The 25,382-nt window shown below is 72.7% G+C and carries 20 protein-coding genes; 9 read left to right on the top strand and 11 right to left on the bottom strand.

The features are described 5' to 3' along the window. Nucleotides 1-90: 90 nt before the first annotated feature. A complete protein-coding gene (locus ACSP97_RS35050) occupies nt 91-1,434 on the bottom strand; it encodes a hypothetical protein (RefSeq protein WP_440555881.1) in 1,344 nt (447 codons plus the stop codon). 440 nt (nt 1,435-1,874) lie between these two features. On the opposite strand from ACSP97_RS35050, the gene ACSP97_RS35045 reads away from it, so the two are divergent. Beyond that, entirely contained in the window at nt 1,875-3,212 is a 1,338-nt protein-coding gene (locus tag ACSP97_RS35045; RefSeq protein WP_364724964.1) for a dicarboxylate/amino acid:cation symporter, read from the top strand. Nucleotides 3,213-3,301: 89 nt separating this feature from the next. Here ACSP97_RS35045 and ACSP97_RS35040 read toward each other — a convergent pair whose 3' ends face one another. Beyond that, nucleotides 3,302-4,216: an alpha/beta fold hydrolase gene (locus tag ACSP97_RS35040; RefSeq protein WP_364724967.1), complete on the bottom strand. Its 915-nt coding sequence runs from the start codon at nt 4,214-4,216 to the stop codon at nt 3,302-3,304. 125 nt (nt 4,217-4,341) lie between these two features. Between ACSP97_RS35040 and ACSP97_RS35035 the strand changes: the two genes are divergently transcribed. Both ACSP97_RS35035 and ACSP97_RS35030 read left to right on the top strand, forming a co-directional pair. Next, entirely contained in the window at nt 4,342-6,399 is a 2,058-nt protein-coding gene (locus ACSP97_RS35035; protein WP_440555880.1) for a BTAD domain-containing putative transcriptional regulator, read from the top strand. Nucleotides 6,400-6,501: 102 nt separating this feature from the next. Then, a complete protein-coding gene (locus ACSP97_RS35030; protein ID WP_358271795.1) occupies nt 6,502-7,287 on the top strand; it encodes a DUF1963 domain-containing protein in 786 nt (261 codons plus the stop codon). 340 nt (nt 7,288-7,627) lie between these two features. Here ACSP97_RS35030 and ACSP97_RS35025 read toward each other — a convergent pair whose 3' ends face one another. The 3 genes from ACSP97_RS35025 to ACSP97_RS35015 form a co-directional block, all read right to left on the bottom strand. After that, nucleotides 7,628-8,056: a VOC family protein gene (locus tag ACSP97_RS35025; RefSeq protein ID WP_355150975.1), complete on the bottom strand. Its 429-nt coding sequence runs from the start codon at nt 8,054-8,056 to the stop codon at nt 7,628-7,630. Nucleotides 8,057-8,145: 89 nt separating this feature from the next. Continuing rightward, nucleotides 8,146-9,312: an epoxide hydrolase family protein gene (locus tag ACSP97_RS35020; RefSeq protein WP_440555879.1), complete on the bottom strand. Its 1,167-nt coding sequence runs from the start codon at nt 9,310-9,312 to the stop codon at nt 8,146-8,148. A gap of 178 nt (nt 9,313-9,490) precedes the next feature. Continuing rightward, nucleotides 9,491-10,099 (bottom strand): TetR/AcrR family transcriptional regulator, encoded by a 609-nt coding sequence (locus tag ACSP97_RS35015; RefSeq protein WP_440555878.1) that lies wholly within the window; start codon nt 10,097-10,099, stop codon nt 9,491-9,493. A gap of 242 nt (nt 10,100-10,341) precedes the next feature. Here ACSP97_RS35015 and ACSP97_RS35010 point away from each other — a divergent pair, with 242 nt between their 5' ends. Together ACSP97_RS35010 and ACSP97_RS35005 are read left to right on the top strand one after the other, a co-directional pair. Beyond that, on the top strand, nt 10,342-10,806 hold the full coding sequence (locus tag ACSP97_RS35010) for a universal stress protein (protein WP_355151169.1): 465 nt from the start codon (nt 10,342-10,344) through the stop codon (nt 10,804-10,806). A 232-nt stretch (nt 10,807-11,038) separates the two neighbouring features. After that, nucleotides 11,039-12,916: an AMP-dependent synthetase/ligase gene (locus tag ACSP97_RS35005; RefSeq protein ID WP_440555877.1), complete on the top strand. Its 1,878-nt coding sequence runs from the start codon at nt 11,039-11,041 to the stop codon at nt 12,914-12,916. Between the two features lie 10 nt (nt 12,917-12,926). On the opposite strand, the gene ku is transcribed toward ACSP97_RS35005, so the two are convergent. Continuing rightward, nucleotides 12,927-13,850: a non-homologous end joining protein Ku gene (ku, locus tag ACSP97_RS35000; RefSeq protein ID WP_355150983.1), complete on the bottom strand. Its 924-nt coding sequence runs from the start codon at nt 13,848-13,850 to the stop codon at nt 12,927-12,929. A gap of 267 nt (nt 13,851-14,117) precedes the next feature. Between ku and ACSP97_RS34995 the strand changes: the two genes are divergently transcribed. Beyond that, entirely contained in the window at nt 14,118-14,345 is a 228-nt protein-coding gene (locus tag ACSP97_RS34995) for a hypothetical protein (RefSeq protein ID WP_440555876.1), read from the top strand. 15 nt (nt 14,346-14,360) lie between these two features. After that, entirely contained in the window at nt 14,361-15,002 is a 642-nt protein-coding gene (locus tag ACSP97_RS34990) for a hypothetical protein (RefSeq protein ID WP_440555875.1), read from the top strand. Here the strand turns inward: ACSP97_RS34990 and ACSP97_RS34985 are convergent. Both ACSP97_RS34985 and ACSP97_RS34980 read right to left on the bottom strand, forming a co-directional pair. Then, a complete protein-coding gene (locus ACSP97_RS34985; protein WP_358676233.1) occupies nt 14,981-15,508 on the bottom strand; it encodes a hypothetical protein in 528 nt (175 codons plus the stop codon). The genes ACSP97_RS34990 and ACSP97_RS34985 overlap by 22 nt on opposite strands. A 115-nt stretch (nt 15,509-15,623) precedes the next feature. Continuing rightward, the gene (locus ACSP97_RS34980; protein WP_440555874.1) at nt 15,624-16,721 is read right to left on the bottom strand and encodes a serine/threonine-protein kinase; all 1,098 of its coding nucleotides are present in this window, start codon (nt 16,719-16,721) and stop codon (nt 15,624-15,626) included. Between the two features lie 154 nt (nt 16,722-16,875). On the opposite strand from ACSP97_RS34980, the gene ACSP97_RS34975 reads away from it, so the two are divergent. Then, nucleotides 16,876-17,058: a hypothetical protein gene (locus ACSP97_RS34975; RefSeq protein WP_440555873.1), complete on the top strand. Its 183-nt coding sequence runs from the start codon at nt 16,876-16,878 to the stop codon at nt 17,056-17,058. A 57-nt stretch (nt 17,059-17,115) separates the two neighbouring features. On the opposite strand, the gene ACSP97_RS34970 is transcribed toward ACSP97_RS34975, so the two are convergent. The 3 genes from ACSP97_RS34970 to abc-f form a co-directional block, all read right to left on the bottom strand. Further along, complete coding sequence (locus ACSP97_RS34970) at nt 17,116-19,761, bottom strand: SpoIIE family protein phosphatase (protein ID WP_440555872.1); 2,646 nt, start codon at nt 19,759-19,761, stop codon at nt 17,116-17,118. Nucleotides 19,762-20,581: 820 nt separating this feature from the next. Next, on the bottom strand, nt 20,582-22,237 hold the full coding sequence (locus ACSP97_RS34965; RefSeq protein ID WP_440555871.1) for an ABC-F family ATP-binding cassette domain-containing protein: 1,656 nt from the start codon (nt 22,235-22,237) through the stop codon (nt 20,582-20,584). A gap of 79 nt (nt 22,238-22,316) precedes the next feature. After that, on the bottom strand, nt 22,317-23,951 hold the full coding sequence (gene abc-f, locus ACSP97_RS34960) for a ribosomal protection-like ABC-F family protein (RefSeq protein ID WP_440555870.1): 1,635 nt from the start codon (nt 23,949-23,951) through the stop codon (nt 22,317-22,319). A gap of 316 nt (nt 23,952-24,267) precedes the next feature. Between abc-f and ACSP97_RS34955 the strand changes: the two genes are divergently transcribed. Then, nucleotides 24,268-25,380 (top strand): DUF6183 family protein, encoded by a 1,113-nt coding sequence (locus ACSP97_RS34955; protein WP_440555869.1) that lies wholly within the window; start codon nt 24,268-24,270, stop codon nt 25,378-25,380. Nucleotides 25,381-25,382: the final 2 nt, after the last annotated feature.

The raw sequence follows: 25,382 nt of genomic DNA, 5'->3' as shown, positions 1-25,382 counted from the left end.
CCGACGGGAGGACGCCCCGTCCGGCGAGGCGGGGGCCGGGACGACCTGGTCGCCGGTCACTGCCTCGCCAGGGCCTCGCGGGCTCGATCCCTAGTTCACCGTCAGGGCCGCGGTGTTGTTCGTCGTGTCCGGGTCGTGGGCGAACTCGCCGAACGGGGGATGGATGCCGACCTCACCCGTCGCTCCGGGCACCACCGTGTCGATCCGGAGCTTGAAGGGGAAGGAGCGCTCGGTGTTCTCCAGCACCCAGTACGGCAGCGAGCAGTCGTAGCGCGGGGCGCCCGTGCGGTTCGGGTAGTAGCCGCCGGAGAGGGTTCGCGGGACGCAGTCTTCCGGCACGCCCGTGACCGTGGTGCCGGCCGGGACGATCAGCCTGACGTCGGCGACCGGGTCCCCGGAGCCCAGGTTGCCGAGCCAGGCGGGCCCGTTGTTCCTGAAGGTGAGCGCCGCGGTGACCGTCTCGCCCGCGGCGCCCGTGACCGCCGCGCCGGTCGCCGAGAAGTCGGCCGTGTTGTCGGCGCCGATCGCCAGCACCGCGTAGTCGTCGTAGCCGCCGAGGTCGGTCGCGCCGATCGGCTGCGCCGAGATGTCCACCCGCTCCTGGAGCGCGTGCGGGGTCAGTTCGACCCGCAGCGGCTCGGGCAGTTCGAAGGAGGAGCCCGGCGCCAGGTCCTGGTGGAAGGTGCAGGTCGCGTACGACATCGGGGCGTACTCGTCACCGCTCGACGTCGTGTAGACGCAGGAGTCGTACGTGCTGAGGTACCGCACCCCGTACGAGGCCGTCATCGTGACGGTGAAGCCGTGCGCGGTCTCGTTGCCGTGGTTGGTGAGCGTGAACGGCAGCGTCTGCGTGCTGCCGGGCTGCGCGTCCTTGACGGCGCCGCCGGTCGTGAGCCCGAGGTCGGGTCCCGAGGCGATCGTGACCGTGGTGTCGAAGCTGTCCTGCGGGGCGGTGAGCGTTCCGTCCGGGCCGCCGGTGGCGGTCGCCTCGAAGGTGATGCGGCCCCGCGCCCCGGCGGCCGCCCCGTCGGCCGCGCGGACCTCGAGATGCACCTCGCCGCCGGTGTTGCCGGTCACCGGCACCTCGGGCACGTCGCACACCGCGGTCGCGCCGCTCGGCGTGCAGTTGTCCGGCCAGGTGATCTCGGCGACCCCGGCGAGGCCGGAGGCGTCCACCGTGAGCCGGCCGTCGGTCACGGTGAAGTGGTCGTTGTCGTGGTTGAGCCTGACGTCGAGCGTGCGGGTCGGCGGTGTCCCGCCGTCGATGCCGAGCGGCAGGGTCGGCTCGTACGGGGCGGTGATCCAGAGCTGGTCGGTCTCCGGTTCGGTCGCGGCGAACGCGGGAGCGGTGGCCAGCCCCAGGGTGACGAGTCCGGCGGCGAGCGTCGTACAGGCTCCGAGCCGCAGTGCGCGGCGGACGGAGTCGGCTCTCATGACATCTCCAGGTGAGAGGCGGTCAGGTCACGCGGGCGGCGTGGTCGCCGATCACCGGCGGCCCACGCCGGGCCGCTACTCCTTGACGATCAAGAGGAGTTGAAGGTTGTAGGAGGCTGTCAACCGATGACCGCAAAGGACCGCCAAAGACCTACCAAAGTCCTGCTTTGATGTTCTCAAAGCAAAAATGTTAATGTCCTTGCGCCATGAAGACAGCAACCGTGTGCCGCCTGGGCGCCCCGCGCGGCGTCCGCCGCACCATCACGAGCGTTCTGCTCGTGCAGCGTCTGCATGTCGACCTCTGCCTCTGCATGTCCGCGGCTTGTTGCGTCTGATCGCGAACTCCTCGCTGCAGCGGCACCGTTGACCTTTCCACGGTCGCCGCTCCCGTACGCCCCGCTCGCCCCTCCCCGCGCGTCCCTACTGGAGTGTGTCCCTCCGTGTCCTCGAACACCGCTGATCCACAGCCCACGAAGTCCGGCTTCCGGATACCCCTGCCCTTCTGGGCGCAGGTCCTGCTCGGCCTCGCCGTCGGTCTGGTGCTCGGCTATGTCGCCCGCACCTACGACGTGTCCTGGCTCGCCACCACCCTCGACAAGGTCGGCGGCATCTTCGTGCAGCTGCTGAAGCTGGCCGTGGCGCCCCTGGTCTTCTTCGCGATCATGGTGTCCATCACCAACCTGCGGAAGGTCAACAACGCGGCCCGTCTGGCCGGCCGCACCCTGCTCTGGTTCATGATCACTTCGCTGATCGCGGTCGTCATCGGCCTCGTCATCGGCCTGGTCTCCAACCCGGGCTCCGGCTCCTCCCTCACCCCGGCTGACGGCGCCAAGCCCGACCACGCCGGCAGCTGGCTGGACTTCCTCACCGGCATCCTCCCGACCGACGTCGTGACGCCGTTCGTCCAGCTCAACGTCCTGCAGATCGTGTTCATGGCGGTCGTCGCCGGCATCGCGATCCTCAAGATCGGCCCGAAGGCCCAGCCGATCCTCACCCTCTCCGAGTCCGTCCTGGAGCTGCTGCAGAAGGCCCTGTGGTGGGTGATCCTGCTGGCCCCGATCGGTTCAGCCGGGCTCATCGGCCGCGCCATCGTGCAGTACGGCTGGGACCTGCTCGGCAACTACGCGACCTTCACCGCCGACATCTACGTCGGCTGCGCCCTGGTCCTCTTCGGCGTCTACCCGCTGCTGCTCGCCTTCGCCGGCAAGCTCAACCCGGTGCAGTTCTTCAAGGGCGCCTGGCCCGCCATCCAGCTCGGCTTCGTCTCCCGCTCCTCGGTCGGCACCATGCCGGTCACCCAGCAGTCGGCGATCCACCTCGGCGTCCCGAAGGAGTACGCCTCCTTCGCCGTGCCGTTCGGCGCGACGACGAAGATGGACGGCTGCGCGGCGATCTACCCGGCCATCTCCGCGATCTTCGTGGCCCAGATCTTCGACGTCCAGCTCGGCATCAAGGAGTACCTGCTGATCGCCTTCGTCTCGGTGATCGGTTCGGCGGCGACCGCCGGTCTGACGGGCGCGACGGTCATGCTGACGCTGACCCTGTCCACCCTGGGTCTGCCGATGGAGGGCGTCGGCCTGCTCCTCGCGATCGACCCGATCCTGGACATGATGCGCACCGCGACCAACGTCGCGGGCCAGGCCCTCATCCCGGTCATCGTCTCCGCGCGGGAGAACATCCTCGACCGTACGAAGTACGACAAGGCGTCCGCCTCCACGATCGACGAGGCCGAGGGTGTCCACGGCGAGTCCCGGCCCGCCGCTTCGGTGGCCGCCTGACCCCTTCGGTCCGACCGCCTCACCCCGCGCTCCCCCCTGCCGGCCTCTCCTCGGCAGGGCGGAGCGCTTTCACCGGCACACCGTCGAGGTCAGCGGCGGACGAGGGCCCTGATCTCCTCGGCGATCATTCCGGGATCCTCCTCGGCCATGAAGTGACCGCAGGAGACCGTGCGGTGGCGCAGGTCTGCGGACCAGGCGCTCCACAGGCTCTGGGCGTGGTATCCGAGGGCCGCGCCCCAGTCCTGCTGGAGGACGGTGACGGGCATGGCCAGCCGGTTGCCCGCCTCCTTGTCGGCGGTGTCGTGTTCCACGTCGACGCCGGCGGAGGCCCGGTAGTCGGCGACGATGGACGGCACGGCCGCCGCGGACGCGGCGAGGTAGTGCTCGCGGACCTCGGCGGGGATCGCGTCCGGGGTGCCTGTCCAGGCGTCGAGGAAGGACGCGAAGAAGGGCCGTGCGGCCGCCTCGATCATCTGCTCCGGCAGGCCGGGGGGCTGCGCCATCAGGTAGAGGTGGAAGCCGACCGCGCCGGACACGCCGTGCAGGGCGTTCCACATGTCGAGGGTCGGCAGGATGTCGAGGAACAGCGCGCGGGACACCCTGTCCGGGTGGTCCATGGCGGCGCGGAACGCGACCAGGGCACCGCGGTCGTGGCCGGCCAGGGTGAAGCGGTCGTGTCCCAGCGCCTCGGCGAGGCGGACGACGTCGCGGGCCATGGTGCGCTTGGAGTAGATCTCGGGGCCGCTCTCGGCGGGCTTGTCGCTCGCGCCGTAGCCGCGCAGGTCGGGACAGATGACGGTGTGGTCGGCGGCGAGGTCGCCGGCGACGTGCCGCCACATCAGGTGGGTCTGCGGGAATCCGTGCAGCAGCACGACCGGGCTCCCGGAGCCGCCGACGGCGGCGTGGAGCGTGACGCCGTCGTCGACCGCCACGCGGTGCTCGGTGAATCCGGGGATCTTCGGGTGGGTCACAGCGACTCCTGCGGCTCGTGGCAGAGTGGACATGCCCGGGGTTCCGACCTTGGCGGTCCGATCGTTCCGGGACGTCACCCAGGTTGGGGGCGCCGGATCAGTGATCGATGAGTGGCTTCGAGGGACCCGGGGCGGCGCCGCGTCGCCGGGAGGACGGCGTGCGCGTGGAGTTCGGAATTCTGGGGCCGGTCGCCGCCTGGGAACCGGACGGCACACAGGTGCGCCTCGGCGCGCCCCGCCACCGGGAAGTACTGGGCCGGCTGCTGATCGCCCGGGGCCGGGTGGTTCCGGTCGGCAGGCTCGTGGCCGATCTGTGGGAGGACGAGCCCCCGGCGGGCGCGGTCGGCGCGGTCCGCACCTTCGTGGCGGCGCTGCGCCGCGCCCTGGAACCCGGACGTCCGGCCCGGCAGCCGTCCCGGCTGCTGGTCACCGACGGCCCGGGCTACGTCCTGCGGGCCCGCCGTGACGCGGTGGACGCCTGGCGTTTCGAGGACTGCGCGGCGCGGGCCGCGAAGGCGCCGCCGCACGCGGCGGTCGCCTTGTGGGACGAGGCGCTCGCCCACTGGCGCGGCCCTGCCCTGGCCGACTTCCCCACCGCCGCGTGGGCCGCCGCCGAGCAGGCCCGGCTGGAGGCGCTGCGCCTGGACGCGGTCGAACGGCGCGCCGACGCCCTGCTGGCCACCGGTGCGGCCCGGGACGCGGTGGCCGACCTGCGCGCCCATGTCGCCGCGCATCCGCGCCGGGAGGACGGCTGGGTGCTGCTGGCCACGGCGCTGGAGCGGTGTGGGATGCGCGGCGAGGCCGTGACCGTCCTGCGGGACGCCCGCCGGGAACTCAGCAGCGCGTACGGGCCCGGTGCCGGAGCCGCCCTCGCGCGTGCCGAGGCCCGCCTCCTCGCCGCCGACGGCTCCGCGGCCGAACCGGCCGGGACGGCGGGCAGCGTCTGGGACCGTACCGCCGCCGCGTGGGAGCGGTCGGTCCCGGCGGGCTCGCGGGCGCGGCTGCACGCCACCGCCGGCCTGCTGCGCGACCTCGCGGTGACCGGTGCCGACGGTCTGCAGGAGGCACGCGCGCACCGCCGGGACCTGGTCGCGGCGGCCGAGACGAGCGGCGACGGCGAACTGGCCGCCAGGATCATCGGCTCCTACGACGTCCCTGCCGTGTGGACCCGCGCCGACGACCCCGAGGACGCGGGTGCGCTCGTCCGCTCCGCGGCCCGCGCCGCCGCCCGGCTCGGCCCGGAGGGACCGCCCGCGCTGCGGGCCCGGCTGCTGTCGGTCGTGGCCGTCGAGTCACGCGGTGACGCCGCGGCCGACGCGCCCCCGCCCCGGGCGGTGGATCCGCGCGCCGCCGAGCCGTGGCGGTTGCGCGCCGAACGGGCCGCCGAGGAGGCCGTCCGCCTCGCGCGCCGCCTCCAGGACCCCGCACTGCTCGCGTTCGCCCTGAACGGCGCCTTCATGCAGTCGTTCGCCACCTGCGGATCGGCCGCCCGCCGCGACGCGCTCGGCGCCGAACTGACCCGGCTCGCCGTCGACCACCAGCTGCCCGGCCACGAGGTCCTGGGCCGCCTCGTCCGCCTCCAGGCCCTCGCCGGGCTGGGCGACCTCGCGGCGGCGGACGCGGAGGCCGAGGAGATCGACCGTCTGGCGCTCCGCAACGAGCGGCCGCTCGCCGGGGTGTTCACGTCCTGGTACCGGGCCCTGCGCGTGTGCGAGACCGAAGGCTGGCGGGCCGCGCGCCCCCGGTACGCGCGGGTCCTCGCCGAGACCGCCGACTGCGGCATGCCGGGCCTGACCCGGGGCGTGGCCGTCCTCGTCGCGCTGGTCCCGGCCATGCGGGGCGACGGCCTGCCCGAGCCCGAGGAGTTCGCCCACCTCGACGCCGGCCCCTACCGGCCCTGGCTCGACCCTCTGCTGCTGGCCGCCTCCGGTGCCGCCGACCAGGCCCGCCAAGCCCTCACAACGGTTCCCCGGCCGCCGCACGACCTCCTCCAGGAGGCCCTGTGGTGTGTCCTCGCCCGCGCGGCGGCGGCGGTGGGCCACCTGCCGGTCCTGCGCCGTGCCCGCGACGAACTCGACGCCGCGCGCGACGAGTTCGCGGGAGCCGGCAGCGGACTGGTGTCCTTCGGTCCGGTGGTCCGCCAGGTGCGCGCCGCCGACACGGTTCTCGGTGAGGCGAGCCCGTCCGACACGGAGAGCGCGGGCGGAACCGCGTAGAGCGAGCGTCTTCGCCCTCCCGCCGCCCGCGCGGCCGGACGGAACGGAAGTGGCCGTGGGGGATGGCCGCGTGCACCGGCTGACGGGTCGTAGGGTCGTCCCATGACCGATACGGAAACCGTTGACGAGACCCCGGCGGCCAGGGCCGCCCGCTTCCGCGCGGAGGCCGCCGCACGGGGGATTCCGGCCGCCCAGGTGGAGGAGCGCATACGCGCCGCCCGCCCGGCGATCTATCTCGCGGAGGACGGCCCCGGCCCACTGGTGGCGCTGACCGGCGGGCACCCGCCGCTGCCGGAGGGTGCCCCCGACCCGGCGGCGGCGTTCGTCGCGGCCGTCGACTGCGCGGCCCTGCCGCCCGGGGCGACGGATCTGCCGCTGCCCACCGAGGGCCGACTGCTGTTCTTCGCCGACCCCGACCCGGGCAGTGGAGCCGTGGTCGCCGACGCGGTGCGATACGTACCGGCCGGGACGCCGACGGCGGAGCGCCCGGCCGGCCCGGACGACGGTCCGGGCGGCTACCGCCGGGCGCGGCTGGACTTCTGCTTCCACCAGTGGTCGTGGCCGCCGCACGAGGAGGACGACGACGAGGAGTCGGAGCAGATCGCCGAGTTGGAGTCCGCCTGGTCGCACGTGGTCGGCTGGCGCCCTCGCTGGCGCTTCCAACTCGGCGGTGAGCCCACCGCGTTCAACTGGGACCCGGTCGAGGTGGCCCGGGACGAGGTGCCGCTGCCCGCCGCGGACGGCGACGAGTGGACGCTGCTGGCCACCTGGCGCGGTGACGACGACTGCGAGGAGCTGGAGGCGGCCCTCTTCCACTGGGTGATCCGCCGCTCCGACCTGGCCGCTCTCCGCTTCGACCGGGTGTACGTGTACGTCGACGCCTTCTGACGCGGGGCACTTGGCCCGGCCCGACTTGGCGACGCGCGCGGCCCCTTCGCCTCCAGCCGCCCCAACGGATGAGTGTCTTCGGCGAGTACGGCCCGCGCCGTCTGCCAGTCGGTGTGGTCGGTGCCGGTGACGTGCCGCGGGTAGGCGAGGATGGCCTGCTGTCCAGCAGGACGATCGCCGACCGGCTGCCGTGCGTCGTCGCCGGCCGGGCCACTCCCCCGCTGCTCAAGCGGTTGGCGGTGGTGGTCGTCGCACCGGCTGACGACCCTGGTGATCATCGCGAGCGCGGACGACGCCTGCTCCGGCCGCGCTCCGCCGCGGCACGGGCCGCAAGCCCGGCTCAGTCGATACAGAACTCGTTGCCCTCGATGTCCAGCATCGGGATGCACGAATCGGTGCCGTCGTACAGGGTTTGCACGTGGACGGCGCCGAGCGGGATCAGTCGTGCGCATTCGGCCTCGAGTGCGGCGAGGCGCTCCTCACCCACGAGTCCGGTACCGACCCGCACATCGAGATGCACCCGGTTCTTGGCGGCCTTCCCTTCGGGGACGCGCTGGAAGTACAGTCGCGGGCCCACACCTGAGGGATCTATGCAGGCGAACCATGAATCCCGCTGCTCAGACGGCTGCGAACGCTTGTAGTCGTCCCACGTGGCAAACCCCTCCGGTGGCGGCGGTACGACATAGCCCAACACCTCGCACCAGAAGCGAGCGAGCCGCTCGGGTTCCGCGCAGTCGAAGGTGACCTGGAACTTCCTGATCGCTGACATCGGTGCACCGTACCAAGGGGAGTTGGGGCGCCGCCGCTCATTGCGCTCCCACCTTCGGTCGGTCGACGGTCTTCCGCAGGATGATCCTGTCACGCCCCCGAGTTCCGGACCGGCAACGACGGTGACCGGTGGTCGCGGAAGAATTCGGTGATGTCGTCGGCGAGCAGGCCGGGCTCCTCGTGGGCGGCGAAGTGTCCGCCTCGGGGCATGCGGGTGTAGCGCGTGAGGTGGTAGGTGCGCTCGGCCCAGCTCCGTGGTGGCCGGCTCAGGTCGGCGGGGAAGAGGGCGAGGGCGGTGGGTACGTCGACCCGCCGCACGCGCCGGGTCAGGTCGTGGGCGTACTCGTAGTAGGGCCGGAACGAGGTGGAGATCGTGCCGGTGAACCAGTAGAGGGACACCTGGGTGAGGAGGAAGTCGTCGCTGAAGCGCGCGGACAGGTCGCCTCCGCAGTCGCTCCACGCGCGGTATTTCTCCATGATCCAGGCCAGCAGGCCGGCGGGTGAGTCGGTCAGTGCGGGGGCGAGGGTGAGGGGGCGGGTGCTCTGCTGGTGCTGGTAGCCGCCTTCCTCCGTCTGCCAGGCCGCCACGGAGGCCAGGTATGCCTGTTCCTCGGCGGTGAGTTCGGCGGGGTCGTAGTCGGCGGGGGCCGCGGCGGCGAGCAGGTGAATGCCGACGACGGCCTCGGGGTGGGCCTCGGCGAGCCGCGAGGTGATGCCGGCGCCCAGGTCTCCGCCGTGCGCCGCGTAGCGCCGGAAGCCGAGGTGGTCGTGCATCAGCCGGTGCCAGAGGTCATGCGTCTGTTCGCTTGCCGTGAGCGTCGGCCGCTGGGGCGAGAAGGCGAAGCCGGGCAGCGAGGGGACGATCACGGTGAAGGCGTCCTCCGCCTCGCCGCCATACCGGGTGGGGGTGGCCAACCGCTCGGCGAGGGCGGTGAGTTCGAGGAATGTGCTGGGCCAGCCGTGCGTGAGCACGATGGGCAGGGCGTCCGGGTGTTCACCGTCGTAGCGGAGGTAGTGCACGGGGGCGCCGTCGATGTCGGCGAGGTGGGACGGCAGTGCGTTGATCGCGGCCTCGTGGGTCCGCCAGTCGTAGCCGGAGGCCCAGTAGGTGACGAGGCGGCGAAGTTCCGCCCTGTCGGTGCCGGCCTTCCAGCCGTTGACCGGCCAGGGCGCCGGCCATCGGGTGGAGCGCAGCCGGGTGTGGAGGTCGTCCAGCTCGGTGTCACTGACCTTCAGCAGGGGTGTGCCGGTCGGCATGGTGTTCTCCTCGGTGTGCTGAGTGCGCGGGGCACGGCGGAGGTGGCGTCCGCCGGTTCCCCCGCCTGGTCGACGGGACGGCGCGGGCGGGATCGTCCGGTACTCCGATGAGGGCGGGTGCCGAAGATGCGTCGTGGCCCGGTGCGCCCGCCCATGGCAGGGGGTCAGTCGCGGGCGTTCACGTGCCCGAGCCGTCGGCCGGCCCGAGGCTCTGCTCGATGGCCGCCCGGATCGCCTCGCGTGGCTCCGGCCGGGGCGACAGCAGCGCGTGCATGATCATTCCTTCCAGCAGGGCGTCCAGGCGTGCGGCTGTCTCCGGTCCGGTGAAGCGGGCCAGCACGGCGCGGGAGGCCTTGGTCCACTCGTGCGTCAGGGCCCGCAGGGCGGGATCGCGCAGAGCGGCCAGGTGCAGTTCGAAGCCGAGGACGGCGCTGCGGTGCCGGGACGGTCCTCCGTGGACGAGGTCCGCCAGAACGTCGATCAGATCACTCCGGCTCTCCACCTCGGCGAACAGGGCTTCGTACTCGGCGGTTCGCTGACCGACGTACCAGGCGAACGCCTCGTTCCGCAGTTCGGTCAGGCTCGCGAAGTGGTAGGTGACCGAGCCCAGCGGCACGTCCGCGCGGGAGGCCGCTTTGCGGTGCGTGAGACCGGCCGCTCCCTCCGCGACGAGCACGTCCAGCGCGGCGTCCAGGATCCGGCGCCGGCGCTGCGGGTCGTGCCGCCGCGTCCGCCTCCTGCCACGGGTCGCCCTCTCGCGCCCCTCAGGGGTTTCCGTCCCATCCATAGGAACAACAGTACATGCGTTAAGAACATATGTTCTTAACGATGAGTGCGGGATGCGGTCCGCGACACCCACGCACGCCGCGATTCACCCGAAGATCCGGGTTGCGGCCGGGCCGTCGCCGCGCCGCCCCTGCGTCGCCCGGCCCACTGCCGTCGCAGGGCCCCGCCGGGTGAAGTGGCGGCTCCGCACGGTCACGGAGATGGTGGTGGGAGGCACGTCTCCGACCAGGTGGGAATCACGTGATGAACAATGAGGCCGCAGCCCCTCCGCGCATCGTGGTGGGCGTCGACGGGTCCGAACACTCGAAAGCGGCCGTCCGGTGGGCGGTGGACCAGGCGAAGCTGATCGGAGGCGCGGTCGACGCGGTCCTCGCCTGGGACCTTCCGACACCGTGGCACGGTCTGGTCGCGCCCTCGGAGAAGGAGACCAGCGACTACGCCGAGCGCATGCGCACGGCCTTGGACCGGGCGATCGACGAGGCACTCGGCCCTGGCCCGGGACGGCCGGTACCGCTCCGCGCCACCTCGGCCCAGGGGCATCCGGCCGCCGTTCTGCTCGATGCCGCCGAGGGAGCGGATCTGCTGGTCGTGGGCAACCGGGGGCGCGGCGAGATCCGCGGAACGCTGCTGGGCTCGGTGGGCATGCACTGTGTGCAGCACGCGCCCTGCCCCGTCGTCGTGATCCGGGGCTCGGCCGTCGGCACCTGAGGAAGGTGCACGGCCGGGGCCCATGGGGTCCGTCGCCACGGGCCCGGCCGCCGAGGACGCGAGCCGGGCGGCGCGGCACTCCGCCCGGAGCCGCCGGATCGGGTCGAGCGGACGCCGGCGGGCGCGGGCGGCCGTCGCCCGTCGTCGTCCCCTTGTGTCCGGCACACCATTTGCCCGATCACCACGTCGAAGCGGCCAACGCGCTGAGGGCGGCCCCGTCTCGGGAGGTCCGATGAAGGACGCGGCACACCACCAGAACCACGCCTCACCGCACGCCTCGCGGGACGGCCGGTCACGCGCCGAACCGCGCATCGTCGACGAACTGTCCGTGCCGGCCGTCACGTCCGTCGCGGACTCGGCCGTGCTCACCGACCCGGTGTGGGACAACGCGGCCGACGCGCCGGAAGCGATCCAGTTCGCCCGGCGTGTCGACGGCCGGTGGGAGGACGTGACCTGCGCGCGGTTCCGCGACGATGTGATCGCGCTGGCCCGGGGCCTGATCGCGGCCGGGGTGGAGGTCGGGGACCGGGTGGCGCTGCTGAGCGGGAACCGGTACGAGTGGGCCGTGATCGACTACGCGATCTGGGCCGTCGGTGCGGTCGGTGTGCCCGTCTACCAGACCTCCAGCGCCGAGCAGGTCGCCTGGATCCTGTCGGACTCGGGCGCGGTCGCGTGCTTCGCCGAGACCGACGCCCACCGCGCGACGGTGGCCGGTGTCCGCGACCGGCTCCCGGAGTTGACCAGGCTGTGGCAGATCGAGGCGCCGCACGGCGCGGTCGGGGAACTGATCGCCGCGGGTGCCACCGTTCCGGTCGCGGAGGTCGAGCGGCGCCGCCACGCGGTGCGGGCGGACGACATGGCCACGATCGCCTACACCAGCGGTACGACCGGCCGGCCCAAGGGCTGCGTCCTCAGCCACCGCAACCTGTGCTTCGAAGTCGCGGGCGCGATCCCGAAGATGCGGTCGATGCTCCGGCCGGGCGCTTCGACGCTGCTCTTCCTGCCGCTCGCGCACTCGTTCGGCCGGCTGATCCAGCTCGGCTGTATGCAGGCCCGGGTCCGGATCGGGCACGTTCCGGACACCAAGCACCTCGCGGCCGACCTCCGGTCGTTCCGGCCGACCTTCGTCCTGACGGTGCCACGCCTGTTCGAGAAGTTGCACAACACCGCCCGGCAGAAGGCCCGGGCCGCCGGCCGGGGCCGGGTCTTCGAGCGCGCCGAGCACGTCGCCGTCGCCTACAGCCGGTCGCTCGACACCGGCGGCCCCGGGCCCCTGCTGCGCCTGGAGCACGCGCTGTTCGCCAAGCTGGTGTACGACGGCATCCGGGCCGCCCTCGGCGGCCGGTGCACGCACGCGATCTGCGGTGGTGCTCCGCTCGACCCGCGCCTTGCGCACTTCTTCCGTGGGGTCGGCGTCGACGTGCGCGAAGGGTACGGGCTGACCGAGACGTCCCCGCTGCTCACCGCCGACTTCGACGACGAGGTGCGCTTCGGAACCGTCGGCCGGCCGCTGCCCGGCACCAGCGTGCGCATCACCGAGGAGGGCGAGATCCTCGCCAAGGGCGACCAGGTGTTCAGCGGGTACTGGAACAACGAGGCCGCCACGGCCGACGCCCTGGACCCCGATGGCTGGTTCCACACGGGTGACCTCGGCGAACTGGACGACGGGTTCCTGCGGATCACGGGCCGCAGGAAGGAGCTGCTCGTGACGTCGGGCGGCAAGAACGTCTCGCCCGCCGTGCTGGAGAACCGGTTGCGCGGCCATGGAATGATCAGCCAGTGCATGGTCGTGGGCGACGGAAGGCCGTTCATCGCAGCGCTCGTCACCATCGACAAGGACGCGTTCGCGGCATGGAAGGCCCGCAACGGCCGAGCGGCCGACGCCACTGTCGCCGACCTCCGCGACGACCCGGGGTTGCGCACGGCCGTACAAGAGGCCGTGGACTACGCCAACCAGGCGGTCTCCCGCGCCGAGTCGATCAGGGCCTTCCGGATCCTGCCCCGCGACTTCACCGAGGCCGACGGCGAACTGACCGCGTCACAGAAGGTGAAGCGCGATGTGGTGGCGCGGGAGTACGCCGACGACATCGCGGCCGTCTACGGCGACTGACGGGTTCCGACTAAGCGCTGCGCGACCGCCGGCCCGACGTCTTCTTCGCCGCATTCTTCTTGGCCGGGGCCTTCTTGGCCGGCTGTTTCTTCGTCGCGGCCTTCTTCTTCGGTGTGGGAAGTTCGTGGACCTCGGCCGGTTCGGCGTGGTCGTCGCGGGAGGCCTTGGCCTTGGTCACCGACTCCTGCAGGGCGGCCATCAGGTCGAGCACCTGGGCAGGCTGCTCCGGTTCGGGCGCCTCGGGCAGGGGCTTCTCCTCGCGCTTGGCCTCGATGATCTCGGCGATCGCCTCGGTGTAGCGGTCGTGGAAGTCGGGGCCCTCCAGCTTGTCGACGGTCATGGTGTCCATCAGGGCGAGCGCGCCCTCGATCTCGTCGTCGGACACCTCGACCGGCGGTGGCAGCAGCTCGGCGGGGTCGCGGATCTCGTCGGGCCAGCGCATCGCGTGCAGGACCAGGACGTCGTCCTTCACGCGCAGCAGGCCCAGTCTCTCCCGGCCGCTCCAGGCGTACTTCGCCACCGCCACCTTGGCCGAGCGGCCGAGGGCCTCGACGAGGAGTTTGTACGGCTTGGCCGCGACCTGGCCGGCGGGCTGGAGGTAGTAGCCCTCGGCGATCTTCAGCGGGTCGACGGACTCCAGCGGTACGAACGCGTCGATCTCGATCGCCTTCGCGGTCGGCAGCGGCAGATTGCCCAGGTCCTCGTCGGTGATCGGGATGACCTGGTTCTTGGTCAGCTCGTAGCCCTTGCCGATCTCGTCCTGGGAGACCTCGCGGTCCTCCAGTTCGCACACCTTCCGGTACCGGATCCGGCCCTGGTCGGCCAGGTGGTACTGGTGGAAATGGATCGAGTGGTCCTCGGTGGCGCTCTGCACGTTGATCGGCACGGTCACGAGACCGAAGCTGATCGCGCCACTCCAGATCGTTCGGGGCATGGACAGACCTCCGCAGTGACCCCGAGCATCACCAGCGTACGGTCATCCCGGCAGGCACGCGCCGTGCCGCCCGACCACGGAGGGTGCGCGCCCGGCCCCCGCGCGGCGCGCCGCACGGCACGCGGCCCGTCGGCAGCCCGGCTTCCCGCCTGTCCGCGCGCATTCCTCTGGCCCTCTCCCCGGCCGCTCGATACCGTTTTCCCGGACGGGGGCGATCGGGTGACGGCGGTCGTGCCCACGGGGGCTGGTGGACGGGGGCCGGGGACCATGGATCCGTTGACGGCGGTGACCGCGGGGCGAGTCGCGGCGGGGCGCCGGTTCGCGTTCTACCTCTCCGTCCAGTTGACCTCCGTACTGGCACCCGGCCTGGTCGCCGTGACCTGCCTGACCGCTCTCCTGCTGCACCTGCGCGATCCCCAGCACCTCGGCCGGGCCGTCGAGAACGCCGTCCGCACGCTGCACGGCCCGGCCATGCTCCTCGTCGACGTGTCCTAGCTGGCCGCCGCGTACGTGCTCGGGTACGTCGGCCGGGAGCTGGCGTTCCGCGTGCTCGGCGTCGCGGAGTGGCTCAGCCGCCGGCACCGGGCCGCGCTGGGCGCGCTGCGCACCGATCTCGAAGCCGTCTACGGCACACCGGCGCTGCGCCGCTGCCTGCGCGCCCACCCCCTGCTGGGCCACCTGCTGAACTCCGCGGGCCACGCCGCCACGCCGTCCCAGAACATGCGGCAACCGGGCGGCGCGCTGCGCGCGGGCAATGCCTATGAGGCGTTCAACTACGCCAAGTCCTGGCTGCGCACACACAGCCCCGGGCTGGCCCCGGACGCCAACGAGGCGGAGATCAACGTGCTGCTCTCCACCCTCCTGCCGCTCGTCCTCGGCACCTGGACCCTGATCGCGCTGGCGCCGCTGGGCGTCGCCGTCGCCACGGCCGTCGCGGTGGCCGCCGGGGCCGTGACCGCTCTCACCTTCGCCCAGGTGCTGCGGCTGCGCCGCATCGAATGCTGGGAGGCGCTGCGCAACCTTCTGGAGGACCACGAGATGCGGCTGGCCGCCGACCGGCTGCCGACGGCCCCCGGTGTGAGCGCCGATCCCCCGGACCCGGTGGCCCCCTCCGGCTCCGCGGAGGAGGTTCAGCCGAGCGGAGCGGCGTGATGGCGCAGATCGGGCAGGACGTCCTCGCACACCGGCCCGGACAGCGACCACAAGGCCAGTCGTATCTCCCGGCCTGCCCGGGCCACCAGGTGCGCGGCCACCGCGCGGTGGTTCCCGTCGAGCAGGACGTGCCGGCCCTCGCCCGCCCGGTATGCCGGGAGGGTGAGCGCCAGGGGCCCCGGTCGCGCCGCGAAGGACCGCTGCAACGAGGCGACGGCGCGCCTGCGGTCCTCGGGCCAGGAGGGCAGGGTCCGCTGGGCCGTCGCGACGCGCAGCGGCCGGCTCCCCGGCGCGTCCCACCTGCTTTCGGCCCCCGTCCCGTCGGCGTACCAGACGGTGAACAGCTCGGCCAGCCGCCGCTTGGCCGTGTCTCCGTCCAGCGTCTCCACCTCGGCCACGGCGCGTGCCCTGGTCAGCCGCGTCCAGTCGAGCTGGGCCCGGATGTCCGCGCGGAACCGTGCGGCGAAGTCGTCGAGGTGCATCGGCGGCGCCCCCTCCCTCGGCATCGGACCTGATCCTCCCCCGTGCCGGCCCGCTCCACGCGGATCGGCCAGAGGGACGGCAGCGCCCGTACGGCGGTGGCCGTCGCCGACCGCCGAGCCGCCGTTCAGGCGAGCGCGCTCAGCTCGGCGAGAACCACAGCATGCCCACCAGCAGTGCCGCGATGAAGAGGCCGGCGCCGCCCAGCAGGGCCGCCAGCCGGGAACGGCGCAGGAGCGGCAGGTTCGGGCGGCGGGTGGCGGCCCGGTGCACACTCGTCCGCCATTCGGTGTCCGCCCCTGGGACGAAGGCACCGTTCGAGTGGGCCGCCGTAGCGGAACCGTGGCCTGCGGGGGCCGCGGCGCCGGTCGCGTACGACCTGTCCAAAAGGCTGTGGCCCTGGTGTTCGACCGGCAGCGGTTCCGGCGCGCCGCGCCAGGCTCCGCGCCCGAACCAGTCCGCCACCTCCTCGGCGGTGGGCCGGCCTTCGGGCTCCTTGGCCAACAGGCCGAGCAGGTAGTTCTCGAAGGCCGGCGGGAGGTCGGTGCGGAGCTGCCGGGGCGGGGCCGGGGTGGCGTCGAGGTGCTGATGGAGCACCGCGAGCGGGCTGTCCGCCTGGAACGGCGGTCGCCCCGTGAGGAGTTGGTAGAGCACGCAGCCCAGGGAGTACACGTCGGACGCCGGTCCGGCCGTGCGGCCCAGGGCCCGCTCGGGCGCGAGGTAGAGGCTGGTGCCGACGATCTGTCCGGTGGCGGTGAGCGCGGCGCTGGGATCGTCGAGGAAGCGGGCGATGCCGAAGTCACCGATTTTCAGGGTGTCGTCGGTGCTCAGCAGAAGGTTGGCCGGTTTGATGTCCCGGTGCACGATGCCCTGCCGGTGCGCGACGGCCAGCCCGACGGCGGCCTGTGCGGCGATGTGAGCCACCCGTTCGACGGGCAGCGGCCCGGCAGCGGCGAGCAGTCCGTCGAGGCTGCCCCCGTCGACCAGTTCCATCACCAGGAACAAACGGCCTTCGTACTCGCCGAAGTCGAGGACGCCGACCACGTTCGGATGACTGAGCCGGCCGGCGGTCTGCGCCTCCAGCCGGAAACGGGAGGACGCGGTGTGGTCGGAGTCGTGGGGAAGGAGGAGTTTCACGGCGACCGGTCTGCCGAGCGTCTCGTCGAAGGCCCGCCACACCTCCCCCATCGCGCCCTGCCCGATGGTGTCCCGCAGCCTGTATCGACCCGCTATAAGCACTTGTTCTTCATCCTCATGCCCAAAGACGTCTTGATCGCCGCAGGCCATGACTCACCGCGGAGGCGGATCAGGTGGGAGGGTGCCGCAGCGGTCCAAGCCTACCGGCCCCCATGACGTCGCTTTCCCCTGTCCGCACCCTAGTTGATCTTCGGTGGTGCGCGGGCACAAGGGCGGGACCGAGGCCGGCGCCGTGGACGCGGTACTGCTCTCGCACGACCAGCACCCCCACGATCTGCCGGATCGCGGAGCGGTCCGGCCCATTGGACAGGCCTTCGAACAGGCGAGGCTCGCCGAGCGGCTGCATCCGCTCAAGCCCGGCGAGCGGATCGAGTTGTAGAGCTCCGGCGGAGAGGCCGTCCGCTCATCCCCCGCCCGGCGACCGGCGTGGGGGCGGTCAGGGAGGCGGCGTCGTGCGCAGGGCGAGGAGGGCCACGTCGTCGGCGGTGTCGGCGGCGAGTCCGATGAGGAGTTCGTCGCAGAACACGTCGAGCGGCTCGCGCGCGAGGGCGGCGGCGTGCTGGCGCAGCCTGGACATGGCGTCGTCGAGGGATTCGCCGCGGCGCTCGATCAGGCCGTCGGTGTAGAGCAGCAGCGTGGAGTGCGGCGGCAGGGTGTCGCATGCGGTGGGACGGGGCAGCTCGGGGTCCATGCCGATCAGCACGCCCGCTCCTGCGTCGAGATAGCGGGTGTCGCCGTCCCTGGTGGTGAGCAGTGGCGGCAGATGCCCGGCGGCCGCGTGGTGGAGGATCTTGGATCCTTCCTCGGCGCCTTCCTTGACCACCGCGTAGATGCAGGTGGCGGTGGCCTGCCGGTAGAGGGTGTGACTGGCCAGGTCCAGGCGGCGCAGCACGTCACCGGGTGGTTCCCTGCGGTCGACGGCGATGCCGCGCAGCATGTTGCGCAGCGCGCTCATGGCCACGGCCGCCTTCAGGTCGTGCCCGGTGACGTCCCCGATCACCAGTACGAGATCCCCCTCCCCGAGGAGGAAGGCGTCGTACCAGTCACCGCCGACGTGCGCCGTGGTGGACGAGGAGGAGTAACGGGCGGCCAGTTGTAGGTCCTCGGTGTCGGGCAGGGCGGGCAGCAGGGAGCGCTGGAGGCGTTCGGCGATCTGCTGGGTCTCCTGGTAGAGCAGGGTGTTGTCGACCCCCAGCGCGAGTCCGTCGGCCACGTCCGCGAGCAGTGGCAGATCGTTCTCGGTGAACGGCCGCTGCTCGCTGAGCCGGGCCACGGTCAGGGCGCCGATGACTTCCCGGCGTGCCCGCAGTGGCGCGATGACGGCGCTGCCCGCGCCGAGCTGTTCGAACAGCTCCAGCTGCCGGGCGTCCAGAGCGTCCGCGGCCTGCTGGGGCGAGGGGATCTCGGTGAGCAGCAGCGGTCCCGCCCCGCGCAGCACTCGGGCCAGGGAACCACGGGCGGTGCTGGACACCGGCGGGAGCGGGCCCTCGAACGCCTCGGGCGGCAGCGCCGCGGGCTCGCGGTGCACGACGCAGAACCGCCGTACCTGGTCGCGCTCGTCCAGCAGGTCCACCACGCACCAGTCGGCGAGGCGCTCGACGAGGATCTCGCACACCCGGCGCACCCGCTCCGCCAGATACGGCGGTGTGACGGCCAGCGCGCTCCTGGTGTCGGCCAGTACCGACAGCCGCTCCCACGCCGTACGGCCCGTGTCGGCGGGTCCGCCGGGCTCCGCCCCGGCCTGCCCGGTGCCAGGTCGCGCGGGCGCCGCGTCCGGCTCCGGCTCCGCTTCCGGGGTCGGCCGGCTCGGTGCGGACGCGTCGGGAGCGGGCGGGGGCGCGCTCGCGCGGGGGATGAGCTGGGCGACGAACACGGTACGGCCGTCGGCCGCCTCCTGTGTCTGGATGAACAGCCGGACCGGGACCAGCCGCCCGTCGCGGTGCAATCCCGGCAGCGGTACGGAACGGCCGAGGATCCGGGGCTCGCCGGTCAGCAGGAGCGAGGTGAACGCCGACACATGGCGCTCGCGCAGGTGTTCGGGGATGAGTGCGGTGATCCGCTGCCCGATCAGCTCGTCCGGACTCCAGCCCAAAAGGTCCGACACCGGTCCGTTGACCGCGATGATCCGGTTGTCGTCCCCGGCCGTGATCGTCGGCACCCGGCTGGCCCCGACGTGCCGGGCGTCCCAGGGCGCCAGCTCCGACGGCCGCGCACTCGGCTCCCGGGGCACCAGCGTCCACGCGGCGGGGTGAGCGCCGGCGAGCTGGCCGATGATCTCGTCGAACAGCCAGCGGTGGAAGGCGCCGATGTGCGGCAGGGCGGGCCGGGCGAGCAGGCGCTCCTGACGCGCCATCTCCTCGGCGAGGTCGAGCACCCTGCGCAAGGCGGCCGCGCCCTCGACCGCGTCCGCCGGGACCGCCAGGGTCAGTGTGGGGATGTCCGAGTCGGCCTGCTGCTCCTCCAGCGCCGCCGCGACACACGCACTGATCAGGTTGTTCGCGTCATGGGCGGCGAGCAGGTCGACGGACGGCAGGCCCAGGGGGACATCCGCGAGGTCGGCCAGCACGAGTTCCCGCAGCAGTGCGTGCCGGTGCTGGCGCGCCGCCGAGTACAGCGCGTACGGCAGGTCGACCAGGATGACGGTGCCGGGCGGCCCGGGGGGCGGCACGCGCGGCCACGGGGTGGCGGGCGGCGCCGCCGTGTCCGGCCGCAGCTCGAACCACACGGCCTTGTGGTCCTCGGCGATGTCGACGCCGTGCCGGGCGGCCAGCCGCTCGACGACGTTCAGGCCCCAGCCGGTGGCGGCGTACAGATGGCCTTGCCGGGACACCACCGGGCGATCCGGTCTGAGGTCGCTCACCCGGGCCCGGACCACGCTGTCGGCGGCCCGGACCTGTACCTCGACCTCGGTGCGCGCGTGCAGCACGGCGTTGGTCACCAGTTCGTCGGTCAGCAGCTCGGCGGCGTCGACCACCGCCGGTTCGGCTCCTTCGAGGACGGCCCGGACGAACCGTCTGGCCGCCCGCGCGCTCTGTGGCCGCGGAGGGAACCGCCGGACCGCTTCCCGCGGATCAGGGCTCATGCGCCCAGTGTGCCGCCGTGAGGGTGTCCCGGCGGCCCCACCGGCCCGGCGCGCGCCGATCGGCCCAACACGCACCGCCAACCGAGTGGCCCGCCGCCTTCGGGGCCCGTGCGAGCGGAGGGGCCCGCCGTCCGAGGTGGACCAGGAGCAGGTCCTCGGGAGTGCGGCGCGGGTCCCCGGGGCCGCGGGATCATGGACGAGTTCCAGGTGCCACGCCGCGCCCGGCCGGCCATGAGGGGTGAGTGCTCGCCGGGAACGCCGTCCGCCGTGTGCGCGGACACAGAGCGCAGGGCGGAAGCGTTCGTGCGCCCGTCGAGCCCGCGTCGTCGAGCACCCTTGCTCCGCCGGCACCGCCGAGGACCGAACCCCGAAGGCCCTGCCTTCCGTTGACCGGGCTTCCAGCCCAATGCTCCTGTGTCGGCGGCCGGTTACGGCCTGGGGATCGGAAATGCCGTTCTGCCCACGGCTTCGGATTGTCGCATCGGCAGGGGGTTCGTGGAGAGCGCGGGCACCGCCATCGCGCCGATGACGTGGTCGAGTTCACGCAGTATGCTCGTCGCCGCGTCACGTACTCGTGCGGGAACATCGCCACGCTCCGCGACAAGCTGGTGGTAGATCGGAGCGTCCTGAAACATGTGGCCCCTTCCGGTAGTGATCATGACCAGTACGGGCGCCGAGTCTAGAGGTTGTCCCGTCGACGGCTGACCCCGGCTCAGATGATCTCGCGCTGACCGGTGCGATCTCGGCCTCGGAATCGGCAGGTCCGGGCCCGGGGTAGGGGTGGGTGCCCATCCGGACGGCGCGGCCGGTTCCGGGTCGTTCACTTCGCCGTGCCCGCGGGTGACCGCCGTCCGGGTGCCGGTTCCAGCCGGAGTTCCCGGCCCCGCCACCGTCGCCGCAGCCAGCGGTCGTGGCTGGCGACGACGATCGCGCCGGGGCCGGTGCCCAGGGCCTCCTCCAGTTCGTCGCACAGCAGCGGGGACAGGTGGTTGGTCGGTTCGTCGAGCAGCAGCAACTGGGGCGGGCGGGCCACCAGGAGGGCCAGCGCGAGCCGCCGGCGCTGCCCGACGGACAGCCGGCCGACGGGCCGGTCCAGGTCCGCGTCGTGCAGCAGACCGAGCGAGCCGAGCGGTACCTGCTCGGCCCGCGCCGTGCCCAGGGACAGCTCGTAGGTGTCGCGGACCGTGCGCTCGGGCCGCTCGAACACGGTGTCCTGGGTGAGGAGTCCCACCGTCAGCCGGTGTCGCCTGCGTACCTCGCCCTCAGCCGGCAGGTGCCCGGCGAGCACGGCGAGCAGCGTCGACTTGCCCGCTCCGTTGCCACCGGTGACCAGCAGCCGGTCGGTGTCCGACACCTCCAGGGCGTCCAGCGCGAGCCGGCCGGGCACCCGGGCGTCCCGCAGGCAGACCAGCGGCCCGGGGCACTCCTCCGCGGGGGCGGCGAGTTCCCCGGCGGCGAACCGCAGCGGACGCGGCGGCTCGGCGACCCGGGTGCGCTCACGTTCCTCCAGCCGCCGGCCGGCGTTGCGCACCCGGCGGGAGATCTGGCTCTGCACCCGGCCCGCCCGGTGGCCGTAGCCCATCTTCTCGTGGTCGCGCGGCCCCCGGTCCGGTGCGACCCGGTGCGCGGTCACGCCCGCCGCGTGCCGCAGTTCGTCCAGTTCCTGCTGCTCCTGGGCGTACCGCTGCTCCCAGCGGGCCCGCTCGGCACGTTTCTCGGCCAGGTAGGCGCTGTAGTTGCCGCCATAGCGGACCGGGCCGTCCACCGCCGGGTCGAGGTCGACCAGGTCGGTGCAGACGGCGTCGAGGAACGCCCGGTCGTGGCCGGCGAGCACGACGCAGCCGGGCAGGGTGCGGAGCTGTTCCTCGAGGAAGGCGGCGGCGCCGTCGTCGAGGTGGTTGGTCGGCTCGTCGAGCAGCAGTGCCGACGGCCGTCTGACGAGCAGCGCCGCAAGGGCGAGCCGGCCGCGCTGTCCGCCGGACAGTGAGCCGAGGGTGCGGTCGTGGCCGAGCGCGCCGAGGCCAAGTCCGTCCAGTACGAGGGCCGCGCGGCGGTCGGCGTCCCAGGACTCGCGGTCCTGGGCCCGCTCCAGGCATCGGCCGTAGGCGTCGAGGAGTTCCCGGTGGCCGGGGTCGCCCTCGGGGAGGCGGGCCAGTTCCTCGCCGAGCCGTTCGAGTTCCGCGAGGTCCGTACGGGCCTCGCGCAGTGCCTCGTCGAGCACGGTGGAAAGGGTCGAGTCGGCGTCGAAGGGCATCTCCTGGTGCAGGAAACCGAGGTCGGCGGGGCGGGTGACGCTTCCGGCGTCGGGTTCGTCCACGCCGGCGAGGACCCGCAGCAGGGTGGACTTGCCGACGCCGTTCTCCCCGATCAGGCCGATGCGCCGACCGGGAGAGGCGGTGAGGCCGACGCCGTCGAGGACGCGGCGGCCGCCGCGGGTGCGGACGATGTCGTGGGCGAGCAGAGCGGTCTGGGGCATGGGTGTCCGTCCAGTGTGGTCGGTGGTCGGTCCGCCGGGCGCAGGGCCTCGTGGGCGGGCCGTGTGACACACCGGCGGTTCACACCGCGGGGGATCCCGTCTCCGTCAGCGTTCCGTCGGCCAGCCGCAGCCGGCGGTTCACCCCGATCTCGGCGAGGAACCGCTCGTCGTGGCTGACCACCATGAAGGCGCCCTGGTAGGAGTTGAGGGCGCTCTCCAACTGGGCCACGCTGACCAGGTCGAGGTTGTTGGTCGGCTCGTCGAGCAGGAGCAGGTGGGGAGCCGGTTCGGCGCACAGCACGCAGGCGAGGGTGGCCCGCAGCCGCTCACCACCGGAGAGGACCCCGACCGGCAGGTGTGCCCTGGCGCCCCGGAAGAGGAAGCGGGCGAGCAGGTTCATCCGCTCCGCCTCGGGCCGCTCGGGAGCGAAGGCGGCGAAGTTCTCCGCCACGGTGCGGTCCAGGTCCAGCAGGTCCAGGCGCTGCGAGAGGTAGGCGATCCGGCCGTCGCCGCGCTTGATCTCCCCGCTGTCGGGGGCGAGTTCGCCGGTGACCAGCCGCAGCAGGGTGGTCTTGCCGGCGCCGTTGGGACCGGTCAGCGCGATCCGCTCGGGGCCGCGTACGCCCAGGTCGACGCCTGCGTCGGCGAACACCGCCCGGCCCGCGTGGTGCACCTGCATTCCCTCGCCGAGGAAGAGGTTGCGTCCGGCGGGCACCTTGGTGTCGGGCAGTTCCAGGGTGAGGCGCTGCTCGTCGCGCAGGGCGCGCCCGGCCTCGTCGAGGCGCGCCTTGGCCTCGCTGACCCGGGAGGCGTGCATCTGGCCCGCCCGGCCCGCGGACTCCTGTGCGCCGCGCTTCATGGTGCCGGCGAAGATGCGGGGCAGTCCGGCGTTCTTGAGGTTGCGGGCGGCGTTGCTCGCTCGGCGCTCGGCGCGTTCGCGGGCCTGCTGCATCTCCCGTTTCTCACGCTTGAGTTCCTGCTCCGCGTTGCGCACGTTCTTCTCCGCGGCCTCCTGCTCGATGCGCACGGCGTCCTCGTATGCGCTGAAGTTGCCGCCGTACAGGCGCAGTTCGTCGGCTGCGAGTTCGGCGATGCGGTCCATGCGGTCGAGCAGCGCGCGGTCGTGGCTGACCAGCAGCAGGCAGCCGGTGAAGTCCTCCAGCACGTCGTAGAGCTTGTGGCGGGCCGTCAGGTCGAGGTTGTTGGTGGGCTCGTCGAGCAGCAGCACGTCGGGGCGCCTGAGCAACTGGGCGGCGAGGCCGAGCGAGACGACCTGACCGCCGCTGAGCGTGTCCAGGCCGCGGTCGAGGGTGAGGTCGGCGAGGCCCAGGCGGTCGAGCTGGGCGCGGGTTCGTTCCTCGATGTCCCAGTCGTCGCCGATGGTGGTGAAGTGCTCCTCGCTGACGTCCCCGGACTCGACGGCGTCCAGGGCGCGGATGATCTCGGCGACGCCGAGCACCTCGGCGACGGTGAGGTCACCGGTCAGGGGCAGGGTCTGCGGGAGGTAGCCCAGCGTCCCGCTGACCGACAACGAGCCTGCGGTGGCTTTGAGTTCACCGGCGATGAGCTTGAGCAGGGTGCTCTTGCCGGAGCCGTTGGGCGCGACCAGGCCCGTGCCTCCGCTGGTCACGGTGAAGGACAGGTCGTGGAAGACCGGGGTGTCGTCCGGCCAGGCGAAGGAGAGATGCGAGCAGACGACGGCGGCGTCGGACATGAAGGAGACCTCGAAGATGCGAGGGCAGGGCTGTGCGCTCTGCCCTGGGCAGACGTGGGGAAATGGGTACGACGAAGCGGACCACCTCGGCGGCGCTCCTGAGCACCGGCCGGTGGCCGTCAGGTCCGGATCTCACCCGGAGATGTCGTCGTCACCCACCACGTCTGCGACTCCTCACTCACACAGTTCAGGTCGTGCACAGCTTAGCAAAGGGTCGGGAAACCGATCGAGCCGACGCCCCTGAACGGCAGGCGTGCCCGCCGGGCGGGGCATATATGAGGTGGCCCGGAGCCGTGCGCTGCGTAGGGTCGTGGCCGTGGCTGATGAGATACGGGCGATCGTGGCGGGGCTGGCTGAACTGGACGACGTCAGCGGGGTCTGGGCGGTGGCCGAGGAGCGGGTCGGGCGGGGCGATCCGGCCTTCGCCGCGGACCTGGGCATCGCTTGCGCCGCCGCGCGGCACATGTGGCAGTACAGAAGCGTCTTCGACCATCTGCTGCGGCTGCTGGCCACCACCCGCGGTTCCGGGAATGTCGCCCAGGCGCTGCGGATGGTCGCCTGCCCGCGGGCCGCCGACCGGAAGCTGGACCGTTACACGGCCTCGCTGCTGGCCTCCGGCCACGAGACCGAGGACCTGGCGGTGGCGTTCACGGGGACGGCTTCGGAAGAGCTGCGGGCCTGCCTGGTCCATGAACTGGTGCTCCGCGGTGTGGTCGTCGAGGAGACACCGGGGATCGCGGGCTGGGCGCTGTCGCGACACTGGAGTCATCATCCGCTGCACCAACTGCCGCTGACACTGTGCGACATCGAGCGCGGCGCGGACCTGCCCAGCTACGGCGTCCGTGGCCGCAGCCACTCGATGCCGTACGACTCCTCGGCGGGCCGCGGACCGGCGGTGCCCGGCGGTGGGCGTGTCCCATCGGTGAAGGAGGCGACGACACGGGCGGCCGCCGCGGAGATGAGCCAGGCCGTGGCGAACTGGGCCGAGGAGTCCAACGGGCGTGTCGAGGCGAGGGTGTTCGCCATGTCCGAGCCGCTGGAGCCCGCGTCGGTGCCGACGGCACTGCTTGCGCTGGGACTCGAGTGTCTGCGCGGAGCGGGAAGGAAGACCGCCGTGTCGGTCACGGCCCGTCCGGTCGCCGAGGCATGGCGCGTGCTCTTCGCCGCGGCGTCGACCGGCGGGGCGTACAGCTCCGGTTTGTACGGCGCCTACGGGCGTCTCGCCGCCTGGCGGTCGCTGACGGCGTTGGCCCAGAGCCCGGACGGTCTCACCGCCGAAGAGGTGGCGGAACGCGCCCGGTGTTGCGTCTGGTACGGGTTCAGCGCGGGCACCGACTGGTTCGAGCACGTGGCCTGGGACATCGGTCTGGCCGCCCTCGCACCCGATCACCGTGGCTTGGCCGTGCTGGCCGCGACCGACACCGACTGACG

It is taken from the genome of Streptomyces sp. SCPE 10 (assembly GCF_051980735.1).
Classification (GTDB): domain Bacteria; phylum Actinomycetota; class Actinomycetes; order Streptomycetales; family Streptomycetaceae; genus Streptomyces; species Streptomyces misionensis.
The sequence above is the reverse complement of the archived record's forward strand: the minus strand, read 5'-3'. Positions and strand labels throughout refer to the sequence as shown.